This window comes from Klebsiella sp. ZJOU C1 (genome assembly GCF_035620215.1).
GTDB classification, from domain to species: Bacteria; Pseudomonadota; Gammaproteobacteria; order Enterobacterales; family Enterobacteriaceae; genus Klebsiella; species Klebsiella variicola.
The window spans coordinates 3,668,242-3,686,246 of record NZ_CP141644.1 but is presented as its reverse complement, the minus strand read 5'-3'; the positions used below and the strand labels follow the sequence as shown (position 1 = coordinate 3,686,246).

General features: G+C 62.1%; 17 protein-coding genes and 1 other annotated feature. Of the genes, 4 read left to right on the top strand and 13 right to left on the bottom strand.

Features of this window, described 5'->3' with window-relative positions:
• Positions 1–13 precede the first annotated feature (13 nt).
• From hisIE to hisL, 9 genes are all read right to left on the bottom strand, one after another.
• On the bottom strand, positions 14–610 hold the full coding sequence (gene hisIE, locus SPE70_RS17725) for a bifunctional phosphoribosyl-AMP cyclohydrolase/phosphoribosyl-ATP diphosphatase HisIE (protein ID WP_008804111.1): 597 nt from the start codon (positions 608–610) through the stop codon (positions 14–16).
• On the bottom strand, positions 604–1,380 hold the full coding sequence (gene hisF / locus SPE70_RS17720) for an imidazole glycerol phosphate synthase subunit HisF (RefSeq protein WP_008804112.1): 777 nt from the start codon (positions 1,378–1,380) through the stop codon (positions 604–606). Before hisF ends, hisIE begins: the two co-directional genes overlap by 7 nt.
• The gene (hisA, locus tag SPE70_RS17715; protein WP_004152515.1) at positions 1,362–2,099 is read right to left on the bottom strand and encodes a 1-(5-phosphoribosyl)-5-[(5-phosphoribosylamino)methylideneamino]imidazole-4-carboxamide isomerase; all 738 of its coding nucleotides are present in this window, start codon (positions 2,097–2,099) and stop codon (positions 1,362–1,364) included. Before hisA ends, hisF begins: the two co-directional genes overlap by 19 nt.
• A complete protein-coding gene (hisH, locus tag SPE70_RS17710; protein ID WP_008804113.1) occupies positions 2,099–2,689 on the bottom strand; it encodes an imidazole glycerol phosphate synthase subunit HisH in 591 nt (196 codons plus the stop codon). Before hisH ends, hisA begins: the two co-directional genes overlap by 1 nt.
• Positions 2,689–3,756 carry a bifunctional histidinol-phosphatase/imidazoleglycerol-phosphate dehydratase HisB gene (gene hisB, locus SPE70_RS17705; protein WP_008804114.1) on the bottom strand — a complete coding sequence of 356 codons (1,068 nt, stop codon included), beginning with the start codon at positions 3,754–3,756 and terminating at the stop codon, positions 2,689–2,691. Before hisB ends, hisH begins: the two co-directional genes overlap by 1 nt.
• Positions 3,753–4,814: a histidinol-phosphate transaminase gene (gene hisC / locus SPE70_RS17700; RefSeq protein ID WP_012967604.1), complete on the bottom strand. Its 1,062-nt coding sequence runs from the start codon at positions 4,812–4,814 to the stop codon at positions 3,753–3,755. Before hisC ends, hisB begins: the two co-directional genes overlap by 4 nt.
• Positions 4,811–6,115: a histidinol dehydrogenase gene (gene hisD / locus SPE70_RS17695; RefSeq protein WP_032740081.1), complete on the bottom strand. Its 1,305-nt coding sequence runs from the start codon at positions 6,113–6,115 to the stop codon at positions 4,811–4,813. The genes hisC and hisD overlap by 4 nt, the downstream gene beginning before the upstream one ends.
• A 39-nt stretch (positions 6,116–6,154) precedes the next feature.
• A complete protein-coding gene (gene hisG / locus SPE70_RS17690; protein WP_002912152.1) occupies positions 6,155–7,054 on the bottom strand; it encodes an ATP phosphoribosyltransferase in 900 nt (299 codons plus the stop codon).
• Between the two features lie 47 nt (positions 7,055–7,101).
• Positions 7,102–7,224, bottom strand: a sequence feature (His leader region).
• Positions 7,200–7,250 carry a his operon leader peptide gene (gene hisL, locus SPE70_RS17685; RefSeq protein ID WP_004899375.1) on the bottom strand — a complete coding sequence of 17 codons (51 nt, stop codon included), beginning with the start codon at positions 7,248–7,250 and terminating at the stop codon, positions 7,200–7,202. (Overlaps the previous feature by 25 nt.)
• A gap of 176 nt (positions 7,251–7,426) precedes the next feature.
• Here hisL and SPE70_RS17680 point away from each other — a divergent pair, with 176 nt between their 5' ends.
• The 4 genes from SPE70_RS17680 (at position 7,427) to plaP (ending at position 10,828) form a co-directional block, all read left to right on the top strand.
• The gene (locus SPE70_RS17680) at positions 7,427–8,251 is read left to right on the top strand and encodes an SDR family oxidoreductase (protein WP_111526519.1); all 825 of its coding nucleotides are present in this window, start codon (positions 7,427–7,429) and stop codon (positions 8,249–8,251) included.
• A 38-nt stretch (positions 8,252–8,289) separates the two neighbouring features.
• Positions 8,290–9,180, top strand: a complete 891-nt coding sequence (locus tag SPE70_RS17675; protein ID WP_032735995.1) for a LysR family transcriptional regulator — start codon at positions 8,290–8,292, stop codon at positions 9,178–9,180.
• A 237-nt stretch (positions 9,181–9,417) separates the two neighbouring features.
• A complete protein-coding gene (yoeI, locus tag SPE70_RS26460; protein WP_096335043.1) occupies positions 9,418–9,480 on the top strand; it encodes a membrane protein YoeI in 63 nt (20 codons plus the stop codon).
• A complete protein-coding gene (plaP, locus tag SPE70_RS17670; protein WP_004148994.1) occupies positions 9,470–10,828 on the top strand; it encodes a putrescine/proton symporter PlaP in 1,359 nt (452 codons plus the stop codon). The genes yoeI and plaP overlap by 11 nt, the downstream gene beginning before the upstream one ends.
• Positions 10,829–12,849: 2,021 nt before the next feature.
• Here the strand turns inward: plaP and SPE70_RS17665 are convergent.
• The 4 genes from SPE70_RS17665 to nifL all read right to left on the bottom strand — a co-directional run bounded on the left by SPE70_RS17665 (position 12,850) and on the right by nifL (position 17,991).
• Positions 12,850–13,365, bottom strand: coding sequence for a nitrogen fixation protein NifQ (locus SPE70_RS17665; protein ID WP_032733323.1), 516 nt, complete (start codon positions 13,363–13,365; stop codon positions 12,850–12,852).
• Complete coding sequence (gene nifB, locus SPE70_RS17660; RefSeq protein ID WP_016161454.1) at positions 13,365–14,771, bottom strand: nitrogenase cofactor biosynthesis protein NifB; 1,407 nt, start codon at positions 14,769–14,771, stop codon at positions 13,365–13,367. The genes SPE70_RS17665 and nifB overlap by 1 nt, the downstream gene beginning before the upstream one ends.
• Before the next feature lie 164 nt (positions 14,772–14,935).
• Positions 14,936–16,510, bottom strand: coding sequence for a nif-specific transcriptional activator NifA (nifA, locus tag SPE70_RS17655; protein ID WP_047666776.1), 1,575 nt, complete (start codon positions 16,508–16,510; stop codon positions 14,936–14,938).
• On the bottom strand, positions 16,507–17,991 hold the full coding sequence (gene nifL / locus SPE70_RS17650) for a nitrogen fixation negative regulator NifL (protein WP_136047306.1): 1,485 nt from the start codon (positions 17,989–17,991) through the stop codon (positions 16,507–16,509). The genes nifA and nifL overlap by 4 nt, the downstream gene beginning before the upstream one ends.
• Positions 17,992–18,005 lie beyond the last annotated feature (14 nt).

Here is an 18,005-nt window from a genome sequence, read left to right as displayed (position 1 = left end):
GGGGGTTAACGCGTTAGTGACGACTCTTCAGATTATCAATCACTTCCCCGAGATCCAGCCCCTGGTCCTGCAGCAGCACCAGCAGGTGATACATCAAATCCGACGCCTCATTCTTCAGCTCGAAGCGGTCGTTCACCGTGGCGGCCAGCGCGGTCTCCACGCCTTCTTCCCCCACTTTCTGCGCAATACGCTTGGTGCCGCTGGCGTACAGCTTCGCCGTGTAGGAGCTCTCCGGGTCGGCGTGCTTACGCTCGGCCAGCAGCTGCTCCAGCTGATAGAGGAACAGCCACTGGTGGCCGGTTTCGCCGAAGCAGCTGGTGGTGCCTTTGTGGCAGGTCGGCCCGATCGGGTTTACCAGCACCAGCAGCGTATCGTTGTCACAGTCCGGCGTGATGCTCACCACGTTGAGGACATTACCTGAGGTTTCACCCTTGGTCCACAGCCGTTGTTTGGTGCGTGAGTAAAAGGTGACCTTGCCGGTGGCTTCGGTTTTCTCCAGCGCCTCCTTGTTCATGTAGCCCAGCATCAGCACTTCGCCGGATACGGCGTGCTGCACGATGGCCGGCATCATGCCGTCCGTTTTTTCCCAGTCCAGCTGTTCAGTCAACATACCCTTATCTCCACGCCCTGTGCCGCCAGGTACGCTTTCAGTTCGCCAATATTAATAATCTGTTTGTGGAATACCGAGGCCGCCAGTGCGCCGTCAACGTTGGCGTCGCGGAAGGCTTCGAGGAAATGTTCCATGGTGCCCGCGCCGCCGGAGGCGATCAGCGGGACATGGCACACCGCGCGAACCTTCGCCAGCTGCTGCAGGTCGTAACCGTTGCGCACCCCGTCCTGGTTCATCATATTGAGGACGATCTCGCCCGCGCCGCGCTTCTGCACTTCCTCCACCCAGTCGAGGGTTTCCCACTGTGTCACCCGGGTGCGGGTCTCGTCGCCGGTATACTGGTTGACGTGATATTTGCCGGTCTCTGCATCAAACCAGGTATCAATCCCCACCACAATGCACTGCACGCCAAAGCGGTCGGCAAGGCGGGTGATCAGCGTCGGGTCGGCGAGAGCAGGGGAGTTAATCGAAATCTTATCGGCGCCGAAGGAGAGGATCTGCGCCGCGTCTTCCAGCGACTTGATCCCGCCGGCTACGCAGAAAGGAATGTCGATCACTTCCGCCACGCGCGACACCCAGCTCTTGTCGACCACCCGGCCGTCGCTGGAGGCGGTGATATCATAGAACACCAGTTCGTCAGCCCCTTCGTCGGCATAGCGCTTGGCCAGCGGGACGATGTCGCCAATGATCTCGTGATTACGGAACTGCACGCCTTTCACTACCTGGCCGTCGCGGACGTCGAGGCAGGGGATTATCCGTTTTGCCAGCATTGAATGGCCTCCGTTACGTTGAATTTACCTTCCAGCAGCGCGCGACCAACAATCACGCCGCGCACTCCAGTGCCGCGCAGCGCGGCAATATCTTTAAGATCGCCGATGCCGCCGGATGACTGAAACGCCACCTGCGGGTAGCGGGCGCAGACTTCCTCGTACAGCGAGACGTTAGAGCCTGCCAGGGTGCCGTCGCGGGAGATATCGGTGCACAGCACGTGCTGCAGGCCGACCGGCAGATAACTTTCCACCAGCTCCTCCAGCGTCACGCCGGAGTTTTCCTGCCAGCCGCTGACCGCCACCTGCTTGTTGCCGTCGGCGTCAATGCGCACGTCGAGCGCCAGCACCAGCCGTTCAGGGCCAAAGCGTTTAAACCAGCCTTTCACTTCCTCCGGGGACTTCACCGCGGTGGAGCCGACCACCACGCGGGCGACGCCGGCCTCAAGCAGGGCCGCGACATCCGCTTCGGTCCGCACGCCGCCGCCAACCTGTACCGGGACGTCAACGCCGGCGACCAGCGATTTCAGCAGGGGGATCTGGCGTTTCGCCGGATCCTTCGCCCCGGTCAGGTCGACCAGGTGCAGGACTTCCGCCCCCTGAGCGGCATAGGACTGCAGGCGCGGCAGCGGATCGCTGCCATAGTCGCGCTGCTGGCCGTAATCGCCCTGGTGGAGACGAACGACGGTGCCGTCGATTAAATCTAAAGCAGGAATAATCATCACATCTCCAGGAAGTTTTTCAGCAGCTGCGCCCCGGCGCTCCCGGAGCGCTCCGGGTGGAACTGCACGCCAAAGAAGTTATCTTTCTGCACCGCGGCGGTGAACGCCTCACCGTAATTGCACTGGGCGATGGTGTACGGGTTGACCGGCATGGCGTAGCTGTGCACGAAGTAGAAATAAGCGCCTTCTTCAATGCCGCGGAACAGACGATCGCCTGCTTTGGCATACACCCGGTTCCAGCCCATGTGCGGCAATGGCAGACCGTGGTCGGTCATCTTCGGCACCTCTTCTTCGATAATGCCCAGCAGATCGACGCCGTTGTTCTCCTCGCTGCGCTTGCCGAGCAGCTGCATGCCCAGGCAAATCCCCAGCACCGGCTGGGTACAGGCTTTGATCAGGTCGATCAGATCGCGGTCGCGCAGCTGGTCCATCGCCGCCTGGGCGGTGCCGACGCCGGGAAGAAACAGTTTATCGGCACGCAATACCACCTCCGGATCGCGGCTGACCACCGGCTCATAGCCGTGGCGGCCAATCGCCGATTTCACCGAATTGAGGTTGGCGCACCCGGTATCAAGGATCACCACATTCATCACAGCACCCCTTTGGAAGACGGCAGGGCATCGCCCTGGACGCGGATCGCCTGGCGCAGCGTACGGCCAAAGGCTTTGAACAGGCTCTCCACGCGGTGGTGATCGTTCTTGCCCTTGGTTTTCAGGTGCAGGGTCACCGCCATGGTGTAAGAGAGCGAGCGGAAGAAGTGTTCCACCATCTCGGTGCTCAGATCGCCGACGCGCTGATAGGTGAAGTCCGCCTTATACTCCAGATGCGGACGGCCGGAGATATCCAGCGCGCAGCGGGCGAGACACTCGTCCATTGGCAGCACGAAGCCGAAGCGGTTGATGCCGCGCTTGTCGCCAAGCGCCAGCTTCAGGGCTTCGCCGAGGGCCAGGCCGGTATCTTCCACGGTGTGGTGATCGTCGATGTACAGATCGCCGCCGACGTTGATCTCCATGCGGAAGCCGCCGTGGGTGGCGATTTGGTCGAGCATATGGTCAAAAAAGCCGACGCCGGTGTGGATCTTGCTGCCGCCTTCACGGTCCAGCCACACCTTCACGTCCACCTGGGTCTCTTTGGTGATGCGCTCGACGTGGGCATAGCGGTCGCGGCGGGTCAGCTGCTCGCTGATGGTCGGCCAGTCCAGGGTCTCACGGTCATAGCGCAGGCCGGTAATCCCCATGTTATCCGCCAGCTCAAGGTCGGTGGCCCGGTCGCCAATCACATAGCTGTGGCTTTTATCCAGTACGCCGTCTTCCAGCCACGGCAACACCAGCTGCGTTTTCGGTTTGCGGCAGGCGCAGTTGTCGCCCGGGAAGTGCGGACAAATCAGCACCTCTTCGAAATTGACGCCCTGCGAGGCGAAGATCTGCATCATCAGGTTGTGCGGGCCATCAAATGCTTCCTGCGGCAGACTGTCGGTTCCCAGGCCATCCTGGTTGGTGATCATCACCAGCTTATAGCCTTCCTGCTGCAGCTTCAGCAGCGCCGGGATCACCTGCGGCTCAAACGCCAGCTTGTCGAAACGGTCCACCTGGAAATCCACCGGCGGTTCGGAAATCAGGGTGCCGTCACGGTCAATAAAGAGATACTTCTGGGTCATACATTCTCCGCAGTCAAGGCGTCAATCACGCGCTGGCTCTCAGCACGGGTACCGATAGTGATACGCAAACAGCCGCTCAATGAAGGTTGTTTATTCTGGTCACGTAAGATAATGCCCTGATCCCACAAAGATTTAAACACTGCGCTGGAGGCGGTTATCCGCGCCAGAACGTAGTTCGCCTCGGAATCGAAGACCTGCTCCACGCAGGCGATGCCGCGCAGCTGTTCCACCAGGTAGCGGCGCTCGTCGAGGATCTGCGCCACGCGCTGGCGCATCGCCGCGATGCCTTCCGCGCTCAGCGCCTGGGCGGCGATATCGGCCACTGGCGTGGAGAGCGGATACGGAGCGATCACTTTCAGCAGCACGTTAATCACCTCGGCGTTGGCGAGGGTGAAACCGCAGCGCAGGCCGGCGAGGGCGAAGGCTTTGGACAGCGTGCGCAGCACCACCAGGTGCGGATAGTCGCTGAGCCAGCCGGCGAGCGTCGCCTGCGGGCAGAATTCAATATAGGCTTCGTCGGCGACCACGATGGCTTTATCGCGAGTCATCTCCAGCAGGTCGCGTATCGACTGCGGATCGATGATCTGACCGGTCGGGTTGTTCGGGCTGCAGACAAAGACCACCTTCACGCCGTCCAGCTGCGCCTCGATACCCGGCAGGTCGAGCTGCCAGTCGGCGAGGGTCGGCACGGTGCGGCATTCGACGCCGATGGTCTCGGCGCTGACGCTGTACATGCCGTAGGTGGGCGGGCAGTAGAGTAGCGCGTCTTTGCCGGGCTCACAGAAAGCGCGGATCAGCAGCTCAATCCCTTCGTCGGCGCCGCGGCTGACCAGCACCTGCTCCGGTTTGACGTCGGCGTAGCGGGCGTAGCTCTCGATGACTGCCTTCGGCTGCGGCTCCGGATAGCGGTTCATCGTTTGCGCAGTAAGCTGGAAAGCCACGGCGGTCGGGAATTCGTTGGCGTTCAGCCAGACGTCGCCTTTGCCGCCCAGACGGCGAGCGGATTGATACGGGGTCAGCGCACGGACGTTGGCGCGGGCTAAATCTTCAATGCTCATGCTTGCTCCTTCAGGGCGGCAACGCGCAGCGTTACGGCGTTTTTGTGGGCGTCAAGGCGCTCGGCGGCGGCCAGGATCTCAATCGTTGAGGCGAGGGCGGCAAAGCCGTCGCGCGACAGCTCCTGCACGGTCATCCGCTTCTGGAAGTCGGCCAGGCCGAGGCTCGAACAGGTGGCGGTATACCCATAGGTCGGCAGGACGTGGTTGGTGCCCGAGGCGTAATCGCCCGCGGATTCCGGTGACCAGTCGCCGAGGAAAACCGAACCGGCGCTGGTGATGCTGTCCACCAGCTCGCGGGCCTGACGGGTCTGAATGATCAGGTGCTCCGGACCATACTGGTTGGAGATAGCCACGCACTGCGCCAGGTCGCGGGCCACGATGATCCGGCTGGCGGAGAGGGCCACGCGGGCGGTTTCCGCGCGCGGCAGGGCGGCCAGCTGGCGTTCGACGGCCTCAGCGACGCGGCTGCCGAGGTCGGCGTCCGGGGTCAGGAGGATCACCTGCGAGTCCGGGCCGTGTTCCGCCTGCGACAGCAGGTCGGAGGCGACAAAGTCCGGGGTGGCGCCGCTGTCGGCGATCACCAGCACTTCCGACGGGCCGGCCGGCATGTCGATGGCTGCGCCGTCCAGACGCTGGCTGACCTGACGTTTGGCTTCCGTGACGTAAGCGTTACCCGGGCCAAAGATTTTATCCACCTTCGGCACCGACTCGGTCCCGAGGGCGAGGGCGGCGATGGCCTGGGCGCCGCCAACGTTAAAGATGGTTTTCACGCCGCACAGCTGCGCGGCATAGAGGATCTCATCGGCGATCGGCGGCGGCGAGCAGAGCACCACCTGCTGACAGCCGGCGATGCGCGCCGGCGTCGCCAGCATCAGCACCGTGGAGAACAGCGGCGCCGAGCCGCCCGGAATATACAGCCCGACGGAGGCGATAGGGCGGGTGACCTGCTGGCAGCGTACCCCCGGCAGCGTTTCGACATCCACCGCCTGCAGCTGTTGCGCGTTGTGGAAGGTCTCGATGTTTTTCACCGCCACCGCCATCGCCTGTTTCAGCTCGTCGCTGAGGCGTTCGCTGGCGGCGGCGATCTCCGCCTCGCTCACCTGCAGCGCGGCGACGGTGGTTTTATCAAACTTCGCGCTGTATTCGCGCAGCGCCGCGTCGCCGTTGGCTTTGACGTTATCGAGGATCTCCGCCACCGTTTTACTGATGCTGTCGGAGGCGGAAATCGCCGGGCGCGTTAAGAGTTGTTGCTGTTGGTCTGCGCTACAGCCGTTCCAGTCGATGATTGTGTTGAAGCTCATGATTGTTTTCCCCTGTGTGTCCCGTGACCGGCTGGCCGATTACTCCATCATCTTCTCAATCGGCAGCACCAGAATGGAGCTGGCGCCCAGCGCTTTCAGTTTTTCCATGGTCTCCCAGAACAGGGTTTCGCTGCTGACCATGTGCATCGCCACGCGCTGCTTGTCGCCTGCCAGCGGCAGAATAGTCGGACGCTCGGCGCCCGGCAGCAGGGCAACCACTTCTTCCAGGCGTTCGGTCGGAGCGTGCATCATGATGTATTTCGACTCGCGGGCCTGGATCACGCCCTGAATACGGGTCAGCAGGCGGTCAATCAGCTGCTGTTTGGCGTCGGCCATCTCGCCGTCGCGCTGGATCAGGCAGGCTTTGGAGCGGTAGATCACTTCCACTTCGCGCAGGCCGTTGGCTTCCAGGGTGGCGCCAGTGGAGACGAGGTCGCAGATGGCGTCGGCGAGGCCGGCGCGCGGCGCCACTTCCACGGAGCCGTTCAGCAGACAGGATTTAAAGGAGATACCTTTTTGATCGAGGTAGCGCTTCAGCAGGTGTGGGTAAGAGGTGGCGATGCGTTTGCCGTCCAGCGCCGCCGGGCCGTTCCAGGCTTCATCCACCGGGGTCGCCAGCGACAGGCGGCAGCCGCCGAAGTCGAGACGGCGCAGGGTGAAGTAGCGCGGGTCTTCGCCCTGAGCGCGGCGGCTGAGCAGCTCTTCTTCCAGCACGTTTTCGCCGATAATGCCGAGGTCGACAACACCGTCCATCACCAGGCCCGGGATATCGTCATCACGCACGCGCAGAATGTCGATTGGCATATTTTCCGCCAGCGCAATCAGACGCTGGGTGTGCAAATTGACTTTAATGCCGCAGCGGCTGAGTAATTCGCGTGAATCTTCGCTTAAACGGCCTGATTTCTGAATAGCTATGCGTAAACGGGTGTTGTCTAACATTGTTCTTTTCCTCTGAATACCTGTCTGAATCTGTCCGAATTTGGTCCAAAAAAAAGCCCCCGGAAGTGAATCTTCCGGGGGCTCTCTGCGCGTTCATGCACCACTGGAAGATCCAAATGTCTTCCAGCACACATCGCCTGAAAGACTAGTCAGGATGATGGTGATGATGGTGGTGTTTAAATTGAACGCGGTTCATAAAAATTCTCTGTGAATGACTATGCATTTGATGTCCTTTAACCTAAACCACTTCCGCCGCAGAAAGCAAGGGCTTTTTTCTATCATTAATTCATTTCACATTGAGCGAAGAAATTGTCAGTTGCCGCAGGCTGGCGTAGCCTGTAATCAGCACAGCGAAAGAGTCAGGAGCCTGGGATGAAAAAGGTCGCGATAGTCGGTTTGGGATGGCTGGGGATGCCGCTGGCGCTGTCATTGATGGCGCGAGGCTGGCAGGTCACCGGCAGTAAAACCACGCAGGATGGCGTGGAGGCGGCGCGGATGTGCGGGATTGACAGCTATCCGCTGCGCCTGGAGCCGCAGCTGGTCTGTGATACCGAGGACCTCGACGCGCTGATGAACGTCGATGCGCTGGTGATCACGCTGCCGGCCCGGCGTACCGGGGCGGGAGAAGGGTTTTATCTGCAGGCGGTGCAGGAGATTGTCGATACCGCGCTGGCGCACCATATTCCGCGGATCGTCTTCACCAGTTCCACCTCGGTGTATGGCAACGTCAATGGCACGGTGAAAGAGAACTCCCCGCGTCTGCCGCAAACCGCCAGCGGGCAGGTGCTCAAGGAGCTGGAGGACTGGCTGCACAACCTGCCGGGAACCTCGGTGGATATTCTGCGTCTGGCCGGGCTGGTGGGGCCTTCCCGTCATCCGGGACGTTTTTTTGCCGGCAAGTCGGCGCCGGATGGCCAGCACGTGGTCAATCTGGTGCATTTGCAGGATGTGGTGGCCGCTATCGAACTGCTGTTGCAGGCCCCGAAGGGCGGGCACATCTATAATCTAAGTGCGCCCCGCCATCCGGCGCGTGGCCTCTTTTATCCGCAAATGGCCCGTGAACTGGGGCTGCCGCCGCCGGTGTTCAGCGACAGCCCGGACGGCGGTCAGGGCAAGATTGTGGATGGCAATCGTATCTGCAATGAGCTGGGGTTTGAGTACCAGTACCCCGATCCGCTGGTGATGCCGATGGAGTGATCTACCAGCGGTGATTCGCATACCGTAAGGGGGTAGCGATGAAACCACTGCTGGATGTCCTCGTGATCCTCGACGCGCTGGAAAAAGAGGGGAGCTTTGCCGCCGCGTCGGCAAAGCTCTTTAAAACGCCCTCGGCGCTGAGCTACACCATTCACCGGCTGGAAAGCGATCTCAATATTCAGCTGCTCGACCGCAGCGGCCACCGCGCGCGCTTTACCCCCACCGGACAAATGCTGCTGGAGAAAGGGCGGGAGGTGCTGCATGTCGCCCGCGAACTGGAGATCCGGGCGGTCAAGCTGCAGCAGGGATGGGAGCACACCCTCCGCCTGGCGGTGGACTGCACTTTTCCCGTGGCGCAGCTTTCGCCGCTGATTGCCGCATTTTATCAACAACAGCCGCTGACCCGGCTGCACTTCACGCAAAACCCCTCGCTGCTGGACTGGCGGCCGCTGACTGACGGGCAGGCCGATCTGCTGCTGGGCGCCCTCGGCGAGCCGCCGCCGCTGAGCGGCTATGACTATCTCCCCCTCGGCGAGCTGGAGCTGCTGCTGGTGGTTTCCCCGCAGCATCCGCTGGCGCGACACCGCGCTCCGCTGAGCTGGCGGACCCTGCGCCGTTACCGGGCGGTGGCCACCGGCGAGGGCGGGGCGCTGCTGAGCGATCAGGAGACCCTGACGGTGTGTGACGCCGCGGGGCAGCTGGCGCTGCTGCGCATGGGGCTGGGCTGGGGCTGTCTGCCGCGTTACCAGGTGCAGGGGCTGCTGGAGAGCGGCGAGCTCATCAGCATGGCGGTTCGCGGGCTGTCGCCCCGCCAGCATGCCTGGATCGCCTGGAATGACGCCACCTGCGGTTTGGCCAGCAAATGGTGGCGGGAAACGCTATTAGCAAATAGTGCTATTTTTACAATTTATCATACGGAAATCGTATAGATATTAGCACGTTAAAAAATACGCTTACGCAATGAACTTCATAACATCTTGTCAACGCCGTTGAATTTGTTGCAAAATATGCGGCCTGAAAACCAGAGACTAGCCGACGCTTTTTTTAAAAGTGTCGGTTATTTTTTTGGTCGAAAGACACATCATTCAATACCAAGAGGCCGGGCTTCGTACCGGATAGATATTTACTAAAAACCGACAGTCGTTGTCGCTGAGGAATAGAAAGAAATGGGGCAATTTTTTGCTTACGCGCTGGCGTTCACCGTAAAAGGGGATAACTATGTCGCATAACGCTACTCCAAATACCTCTCGCGTGGAATTACGTAAAACGCTTACGTTAGTTCCGGTTGTAATGATGGGCCTGGCCTATATGCAGCCGATGACGCTGTTCGATACGTTTGGTATCGTCTCTGGTATGACCGACGGTCACGTGCCGACGGCCTACGCCTTTGCGTTAATCGCCATTCTGTTTACTGCCCTGAGCTATGGCAAGCTGGTACGTCGTTACCCTTCTGCCGGCTCGGCGTATACCTATGCGCAGAAATCCATCAGCCCGACCGTCGGCTTTATGGTGGGTTGGTCCTCGCTGCTCGACTACCTGTTCGCGCCGATGATCAACATTCTGCTGGCGAAAATCTATTTTGAAGCGCTGGTGCCTTCGATTCCGTCGTGGGTGTTTGTTATCGCGCTGGTCGCCTTTATGACCGCCTTTAACCTGCGCAGTATTAAATCCGTGGCCAACTTCAACACCGTGATCGTGGTGCTGCAGGTGGTGCTGATTGCCGTTATTCTCGGCATGGTGATTTATGGCGTGTTTGAAGGCGAAGGCGCCGGTACGCTGGCCAGCAGCCGTCCGTTCTGGTCCGGTGACGCGCACGTGATCCCGATGATTACCGGGGCGACGATCCTGTGCTTCTCGTTTACCGGCTTCGACGGCATCAGCAACCTGTCTGAAGAGACCAAAGATGCAGAGCGCGTCATCCCGCGGGCGATTTTCCTGACCGCGCTGATTGGCGGCCTGATCTTTATCTTTGCCACCTACTTCCTGCAGCTGTACTTCCCGGACATCTCGCGCTTTAAAGATCCGGATGCGTCACAGCCGGAAATTATGCTCTACGTAGCAGGTAAAGCCTTCCAGGTTGGCGCGCTGATCTTCTCCACCATCACCGTGCTGGCGTCCGGTATGGCGGCGCACGCTGGCGTGGCGCGTCTGATGTACGTGATGGGCCGCGACGGCGTGTTCCCGAAAAGCTTCTTCGGCTACGTCCACCCGACCTGGCGCACCCCGGCGATGAACATCATCCTGGTCGGCGCTATTGCGCTGCTGGCGATTAACTTCGACCTGGTGATGGCGACGGCGCTGATTAACTTTGGTGCGCTGGTGGCGTTTACCTTCGTTAACCTGTCGGTGATTTCGCAGTTCTGGATCCGTGAGAAACGCAACAAGACGCTGAAAGACCACTTCCAGTATCTGTTCCTGCCGATGTGCGGCGCCCTGACCGTTGGCGCGCTGTGGGTCAACCTGGAAGAGAGCTCGATGATTCTGGGCCTGATCTGGGCCGGTATCGGTCTGGTCTATCTGGCCTGCGTGACCAAAAGCTTCCGCAACCCGGTGCCGCAGTATGAAGATGTGGCCTAAGGCATAGCGTGATGTAAATGAGAAAAGCCGGAGGGAAACCTCCGGCTTTTTTTCGTTTGGCCCGGTGCGATACCCTTTTGCCCGGCGGCGCTGCGCTTGCGCGGGCCTACGGTGATGGTTAACCTTCTGAAATTTAATGGTTATGTAGGCCGGGTAAGCGAAGCGCCACCCGGCAACATGTTGGCCACGGAAACGACGGCCGGACGGTTCCCTCTCCCTCCGGGAGAGGGTTAGGGTGAGGGGAAGCACTGCAGTGTGGTTGTTTATGTTATCTGTGGCTTCAGCGTAGTTTGCGCTCCCGGTTAGTCTTCTGCGTTATGTCTCTTATGGTGCTGGGAGCGCACAGGGGGCGGCCAGTCGCCGCCGCCCCCTGTACCCCCGGGCTCCGGCCGGCAAAATCGCCACTGCGTGGTACCTTCGACTTTTCCCTGCAGGCTTCGGGTCGGGCCGAGGCAGCGTCCCTGCAAAACACGGCCCTCAGCCCGCATCCATGCGGGCTGCCCCGGCCTTACGGGAACGTCTCAGCGATTTTGAGGCCGCCAGCACCGGCAGTTTCAGCGGCCCCTGATCCAGTGGTGATTTGGGGTTGTAGGCCGGGTCAGGCGCAGCCGCCACCCGGCAATATGTTGGCCACGTAAACGACGGCCGGACGGTTCCCTCTCCCTCCGGGAGAGGGTTAGGGTGAGGGGAAGCACTGCAGTGTGGTTGTTTATGTTATCTGTGGCTTCAGCGTAGTTTGCGCTCCCGATTAGTTTTCTGCGTTATGTCTCTTATGGTGCTGGGAGCGCACAGGGGGCGGCCAGTCGCCGCCGCCCCCTGTACCCCCGGGCTCCGGCCGGCAAAATCGCCACTGCGTGGTACCTTCGACTTTTCCCTGCAGGCTTCGGGTCGGGCCGAGGCAGCGTCCCTGCAAAACACGGCCCTCAGCCCGCATTCATGCGGGCTGCCCCGGCCTGCCGGGAACGTCTCAGCGATTTTGAGGCCGCCAGCACCGGCAGTTTCAGCGGCCCCTGATCCAGTGGTGATTTGGGGTTCTAGGCCGGGTCAGGCGCAGCCGCCACCCGGCAATATGTTGGGCACGGAAACGACGACCGGACGGTTCCCTCTCCCTCCGGGAGAGGGTTAGGGTGAGGGGAAGCACTGCAGTGTGGTTGTTTATGTTATCTGTGGCTTCAGCGTAGTTTGCGCTCCCGGTTAGTTTTCTGCGTTATGTCTCTCATGGCGCAGGGAGCGCACAGGGGGCGGCCAGTCGCCGCCGCCCCCTGTACCCCCGGGCTCCGGCCAGCAAAATCGCCACTTCGTGGTACCTTCGACTTATCCCTGCAGGCTTCGGGTCGGGCCGAGGCAGCGTCCCTGCAAAACACGGCCCTCAGCCCGCATCCATGCGGGCTGCCCCGGCCTGCCGGGAACGTCTCAGCGATTTTGAGGCCGCCAGCACCGGCAGTTTCAGCGGCCCCTGATCCAGTGGTGATTTGGGGTTCTAGGCCGGGTCAGGCGCAGCCGCCACCCGGCAATATGTTGGGCACGGAAACGACGACCGGACGGTTCCCTCTCCCTCCGGGAGAGGGTTAGGGTGAGGGGAAGCACTGCAGTGTGGTTGTTTATGTTATCTGTGGCTTCAGCGTAGTTTGCGCTCCCGGTTAGTCTTCTGCGTTATGTCTCTTATGGTGCAGGGAGCGCACAGGGGGCGGCCAGTCGCCGCCGCCCCCTGTACCCCCGGGCTCCGGCCAGCAAAATCGCCACTTCGTGGTACCTTCGACTTATCACTGCAGGCTTCGGGTCGGGCCGAGGCAGCGTCCCTGCAAAACACGGCCCTCAGCCCGCATCCATGCGGGCTGCCCCGGCCTTCCGGGAACGTCTCAGCGATTTTGAGGCCGCCAGCACCGGCAGTTTCAGCGGCCCCTGATCCAGTGGTGATTTGGGGTTCTAGGCCAGGTAAGCGAAGCGCCACCCGGCAGAAACCCGCGTAAAGCGCTAAAACGCGAGTGTGGTTGGGTCAGCCGCAGGGGGCTGCGGCTTGTTTATAGCGGTGGCGGTTCGAAGCAGAGGCTGCGCTCCAGGCACTCGTCGCAGCTCGGCGATCGGCAGACAATCTCCCCCTGCGACTGCAGGCAGCGCTGGCGGTAAAAGAACTTTTTCCAGCGCATATGGTGGACGTTCTGCACCACCAGCTGTGGAAAGCAGTCGCTCATCAGCCGGCCCAGTTCCGCCCGCGAATCGAGTCCCAGATCCTCCCACAGATGGTTAAACGCCAGCGCTACCTCGGCAACGATCTGCGCCATCGGTTCAGCCCCCGGCGCCATCCACTCCGTCAGCCACTGCCCCAGCTGCCGACGCTCTTCGTCACGGGTGGCATTCAGCTCGGTCATCAGTCGACGGCGGCTCAGCGTCGCGCTGTCCAGCGGCGTCGCCACCTCGCCCAGCCGCTGCTGCAGCGACCGCCATGCCGCGGGAGTCAGCCCCATCCGCAGCGGAAAGCAGCCTTTTCCGGCGTGATACAATCGCCACAGGCGGGTCAACCAGTCGACCGGCGCCATCAGGCGACCCCCTGACGCAGACGCGATGCCGCCAGGCTCTGGCGCCGCCGCTGCCACCAGGCAGGCAGCACCTCGGCGACCGAACGCCACGCGCCGTCCACCTGCGGCTCAATGCCCTGCAATTCCAGTTGCTGCCATGGCGTATGGCCGATACGCACGCAGAACACCGCTTTTACGTCGGCGAGCAGCGCCAGCAGCGCCGCCAGTCTGGCCTCGTTCTCCTGTGGATCACACTCCTCTTCGCCGCGGCAATATTTTGGCGTAAAGCGCTCGCCCACCAGCACCATACCGGCGGCCGACAGGCTGTAGATCGAGAAGCGGTCGGCATGGCCAAAATGACAGTCAATGACCTCGCCGTGGCGGGAGGCCACGGCCACCAGACAGGCGTCATCCGCGTCCGACTCCCCCTGCGTAGCGAGGCTGGCATGAAGTTCGGCGCGCTGGTGGAGGATGGGCAGCCAGTCGGGGAGGCTGTCCGGGTCCGGCAGCCGGGTGAACTGCTGGCTGCGATCTTCGCCCAGCATGCCGATGGCGTCGGCACGGCACTGGTGGCAGTGGGTCATCTGCGGCATCACCTCCCCGCACTGGCTGCGGATCGCGGCGAGCATCCCGGCGTCCGGCTCCGGCTGGCCGTTGAGACCAAAGACCGTGCCGTGCTCCGGTCTGGCAATCAGCGGCATAATATTGTGAATAAACGCGCCGCTTTCCCGCAAACGACGGCCGACCTCAGCCATGCCGCCGTCGTTGATCCCCGGGATCAGCACCGAGTTTATCTTGACCAGCACTCCCGCGGCGGTCAGCCTGCGGACTCCTTCAAGCTGGCGGGCAATCAGGATCTCCCCGGCTTCCCGGCCGCAGTAGCGTTCGCCGTCGAGCCACAGCCAGGCATAGATTTGCCCGGCGATATCGGCATCCAGGGTATTGATGGTCACCGTGACGTGATCCACGCCGACCTCCAGCAGGCGATCGACCGCGTCGGGCAGCATCAGCCCGTTGGTTGACAGGCATAATTTGAGGTCCGGAAGCTGGTCGCGGACCAGCTCCAGGGTGCGGAAGGTGCGGGTCATATTGGCCAGCGGATCGCCGGGCCCGGCTATGCCGACCACCGACAGCTGCGGGATGGCCTGGGCCACCTGGCGCACTTTCAACACCGCCTGCTCGGGGGTCAGCAGCGTCGATGACACCCCGGGACGGGACTCATTGCTGCAGTCGAATTTACGGTTGCAGTAGTTGCACTGCAGATTGCAGGCCGGGGCGACCGGAAGATGCATCCGGGCGAAACGGTGGTGCCCGCTGCGGGAGTAGCAGGGGTGCGCGGCGACCTTGTCGGCCACCCGCGGCGCTAACGCGCTGGCGTCCGCCGACTGACAGGCGTTACCGCCGGAAAAAGAAGAGCAGGAAGTCATGGTCGTACCTTCATGGTTGGGCGATACCTTCCTGCTGCAAACGACGTACCAGAGACGAATTTTTTATCTGGCTGAAAAATAAAGCATTATCCCGCATCCCTGCGGCACAACATTGTCGCGTTCCTGCCGCACTGACGACAATGTCCTGAACCTGACACCGCGGCCTACAGACGCGGCAGGGTGATATCCATGATCTGGATCCGGTAAGCGACCTGGCGCGGCGTCATCCCCAGTAGCCGTGCCGCCTTGGCCTGCACCCAGCCGGCTTTTTCCAGCGCGGCGATCAGTCGCTGACGTTCGTCCAGGCTGTTGTCCAGCCAGCTGTCTTCCGCTGGCCCGCTGGCAGGCAGGGCTTTGGCGGGACGATCCTGGTGAGTGAAGAGGATCACGTCGCGATCGATCAGGCCACTCTCCGACATCACCGCCGATCGTTCGAGGCAGTTCTCCAGTTCGCGAACGTTACCCGGCCAGCTGTACTCCATCAGCAGGCGGATCGCGCCCTCGCTGATCCGCAGCGTGCGCCCCTGATGCTGGCCGATTTTGCGCACCAGGAAGTGCGCCAGCTCGGCGATGTCCTCCTGACGCTCGCGCAGCGGGGGCAGGGCGATGGGCATCACGTTCAGACGATAATAGAGATCCTCGCGGAAATGGCCCAGCCGGACCTCCTCCTCCAGGTGACGGTTGGTGGCGGCGATGATGCGGACATTCACCCGCAGGGTCTCATCGCCGCCGACCCGCTCCATCTCCCCCTCCTGGAGGATACGCAGCAGCTTGGCCTGGAACGAGGCGCTGCTTTCACCAATCTCATCGAGGAACAGGGTGCCGCCATCCGCCAGCTCAAAACGTCCTTTACGCTGACGCACCGCCCCGGTAAAGGCGCCTTTCTCATGGCCGAACAGTTCGCTTTCCAGCAGGGTGTCCGGCAGCGCCGCGCAGTTAAATTTGACGAAGGCGGCGCCAGCCCGTGGCGAATGGTGATGGATGGCGTTGGCGATCAGCTCTTTCCCGGTGCCGCTTTCGCCGCGTACCAGCACGGTGGTGTCCCAGCGCGAGACCTGACGGATCACCTCCACGATCTGGCGCATCGCCGGGCTCTTGCCGACCATATTGTCAAGGCCCACCCCGCGCGACGACGAGCAGGCCGGCGGCCGTTCCACCTTCGGCGGCTGGCGGCTCGACAGGGCGGGTGAGGCCGGAAGGATCATCAGCCGGATGGTCTGGGCGACGAGGTTGGCGACGGTTTCGAGAAAACGGGTGCAGGCCGGCAGCCGCTCTTCCTGGCGCGCCATCGGCTGGGCCGCCAGCACCCCTATTGGCCGGGCGTTGGGCCCCATCAACGGTACGGCGATAAACGGCAGATCGTAATCGTAGAGGCTCAGGCGGTCGAGAAAACGCTGATCGTCGGCGACCCGGGGCAGCACCAGCGACTGCCCCTGGGCCAGCACGGTCCCCACCAGTCCCTCGCCGGGGCGATAGCGGATCTGCGTGCTGCCGGGGAGGGGCTGCTGGCCGGTTTGCTGCAGCGCTTCGATACTGAGGATCTCCTGCTCGCTGTCGTACAGGCAGATCATCCCGTGCTGCATAAAGGCATCGTTGTGCAATACAGTGAGTACCTCCTGCAGCGTTTTGCTGGCCTCGGTGGCCCGGCTCAGCACCACGCTTATCCGCTGCATGGCGGTGAACTGCTGAGAGAGGTCGAAGCGTCTGACGGTGGTGTCCGGGTCGGATTCAGGGATCATGCTTCACCTCCGGTCAGGGTGTTAAACAGCGGGAAACGCAGGGTCAGGCAGGTGCCGCCCTGCGGTCGGGAAGCCAGCTCAATGGCCCCGCGATGATGCGCCACCAGGGTCTGGATCAGCCGCAGCTCCATGCCTTTGCCCGGCGAGTTCAGCGCGTCGGGGGAGTGGGCGTAGCGCACCTGCAACAGCGGTACGTTATCAGTCAGGTACAGCGACAGCCAGCCGTCGTTCTCCTCGGCGTAGAGCTGCATCGCCAGCGGCACGGAGGGCAATTCGGCGGCGAGGGCCAGGGTGCGGTCGAGCCACAGGCTTAAGCACGCCAGCAGCGGGGTGCGCTGGCCAAAGCCGATCAGATGCGGTGAGGCCATGTCGACCTGCAGCCCGTCGGGATCGAAGCGGGTACGGTAGAGGGCGCACAGATCGTCGAAAAAGGGCTGCAGCGGCCAGACGGCGGGGTTTTCGAGTTCCAGCGATGGGCGACAGCGCTGGAGCCGCGCCATCGCCTCTTCCCCTTCACGCCAGGCGGCCTCCAGCGCTACATTCCCGCTTCCCTCGCCGTTCAGCCGACGGGCTGCCGCCAGCATATTAATCGGGCAGTTCAGCTGGATCAGCGCGGCGTCCAGCGACTCGCGGATCGCCACCAGCAGCTTGCCGGCGGTCATTTGCTGCTTCAGCCGGTCAAGGCGCCCTTGCTCCTGCTGCTGACGCTGCTGGGTACAGTCGGCGATCACCACCAGGGTCCGCGCCAGCGCGCTGTCGATAAAGTAGCGGCTGGCCTCTTCACTGACGCCGGGCAACGGCCAGCAGGTCACTGACAGCCAGCGCGCGGCCCCGCGGAGCGCCACCGGCAGGATCGCCTCCACGCCGGGCGTCATCCGGCCAGGGGAGACCTGCAGCTCGGTGAGCAGCTCCCGGCCGCCGCAGTCAGCGCAGAAGGTTTTATAGGCGAGGTTGTCCATCACCACCCGATCCTGCTCGTCCACCACTACCACGGCGGCGGGGATATTATTCAGCACCGCCTCCATCAGGGTCATATGGTTGCGCAGCCGTTGTTCGAGGGTGTAGCTGACGCTGATATCCCGCTGCATCGCCAGATAATGCTCCAGTTCCCCTTGCGGGCTAAGCACCGGGGTGATGTCAATCTCCACCAGGTACAGGCCGCCGTCCCGACGCTGATTAATCAGCTGGCCGCGCCAGGGCTGACGCTGGAGCAGGGTATGCCACATCTCCTGATAGATCTCGCGCGGCGTCTGGCTGCTGGCCAGCAGGCGCGGGTTCTGGTTTAACAATTGCGCCAGTGAATAGCCGGTCTGGCGGCAAAACGCCGGGTTGGCGTAAATGATCCTGGCGCTGGCATCGGTGAGGGAGATGGCCACCGAGGCCTGTTCCACCATGGTAAAAAACAGCCCCGGATGTTGTTGAGTCAGCGCGCCGGCGATGGCCTCCGGCGCGGCGTTATCGAGCATCATATTCAGGGTCATCGCAAACTCCTGTG

Excerpts from the sequence above, each read along its gene's own strand:
- hisC (WP_012967604.1), bottom strand. The coding sequence starts at position 4,814 with ATGAGCATTGAAGATTTAGCCCGCGCCAACGTCCGTGCGCTGACCCCG.
- hisB (WP_008804114.1), bottom strand. The coding sequence starts at position 3,756 with ATGACCCAGAAGTATCTCTTTATTGACCGTGACGGCACCCTGATTTCC.
- nifL (WP_136047306.1), bottom strand. The coding sequence starts at position 17,991 with ATGACCCTGAATATGATGCTCGATAACGCCGCGCCGGAGGCCATCGCC.
- SPE70_RS17680 (WP_111526519.1), top strand. The coding sequence starts at position 7,427 with ATGAAAAAGGTCGCGATAGTCGGTTTGGGATGGCTGGGGATGCCGCTG.
- SPE70_RS17665 (WP_032733323.1), bottom strand. The coding sequence starts at position 13,365 with ATGGCGCCGGTCGACTGGTTGACCCGCCTGTGGCGATTGTATCACGCC.
- hisH (WP_008804113.1), bottom strand. The coding sequence starts at position 2,689 with ATGAATGTGGTGATCCTTGATACCGGGTGCGCCAACCTCAATTCGGTG.
- hisA (WP_004152515.1), bottom strand. The coding sequence starts at position 2,099 with ATGATTATTCCTGCTTTAGATTTAATCGACGGCACCGTCGTTCGTCTC.
- nifB (WP_016161454.1), bottom strand. The coding sequence starts at position 14,771 with ATGACTTCCTGCTCTTCTTTTTCCGGCGGTAACGCCTGTCAGTCGGCG.
- hisD (WP_032740081.1), bottom strand. The coding sequence starts at position 6,115 with ATGAGCTTCAACACAATCATCGACTGGAACGGCTGTAGCGCAGACCAA.
- hisF (WP_008804112.1), bottom strand. The coding sequence starts at position 1,380 with ATGCTGGCAAAACGGATAATCCCCTGCCTCGACGTCCGCGACGGCCAG.
- nifA (WP_047666776.1), bottom strand. The coding sequence starts at position 16,510 with ATGATCCCTGAATCCGACCCGGACACCACCGTCAGACGCTTCGACCTC.
- hisIE (WP_008804111.1), bottom strand. The coding sequence starts at position 610 with ATGTTGACTGAACAGCTGGACTGGGAAAAAACGGACGGCATGATGCCG.
- SPE70_RS17675 (WP_032735995.1), top strand. The coding sequence starts at position 8,290 with ATGAAACCACTGCTGGATGTCCTCGTGATCCTCGACGCGCTGGAAAAA.
- hisG (WP_002912152.1), bottom strand. The coding sequence starts at position 7,054 with ATGTTAGACAACACCCGTTTACGCATAGCTATTCAGAAATCAGGCCGT.
- plaP (WP_004148994.1), top strand. The coding sequence starts at position 9,470 with ATGTCGCATAACGCTACTCCAAATACCTCTCGCGTGGAATTACGTAAA.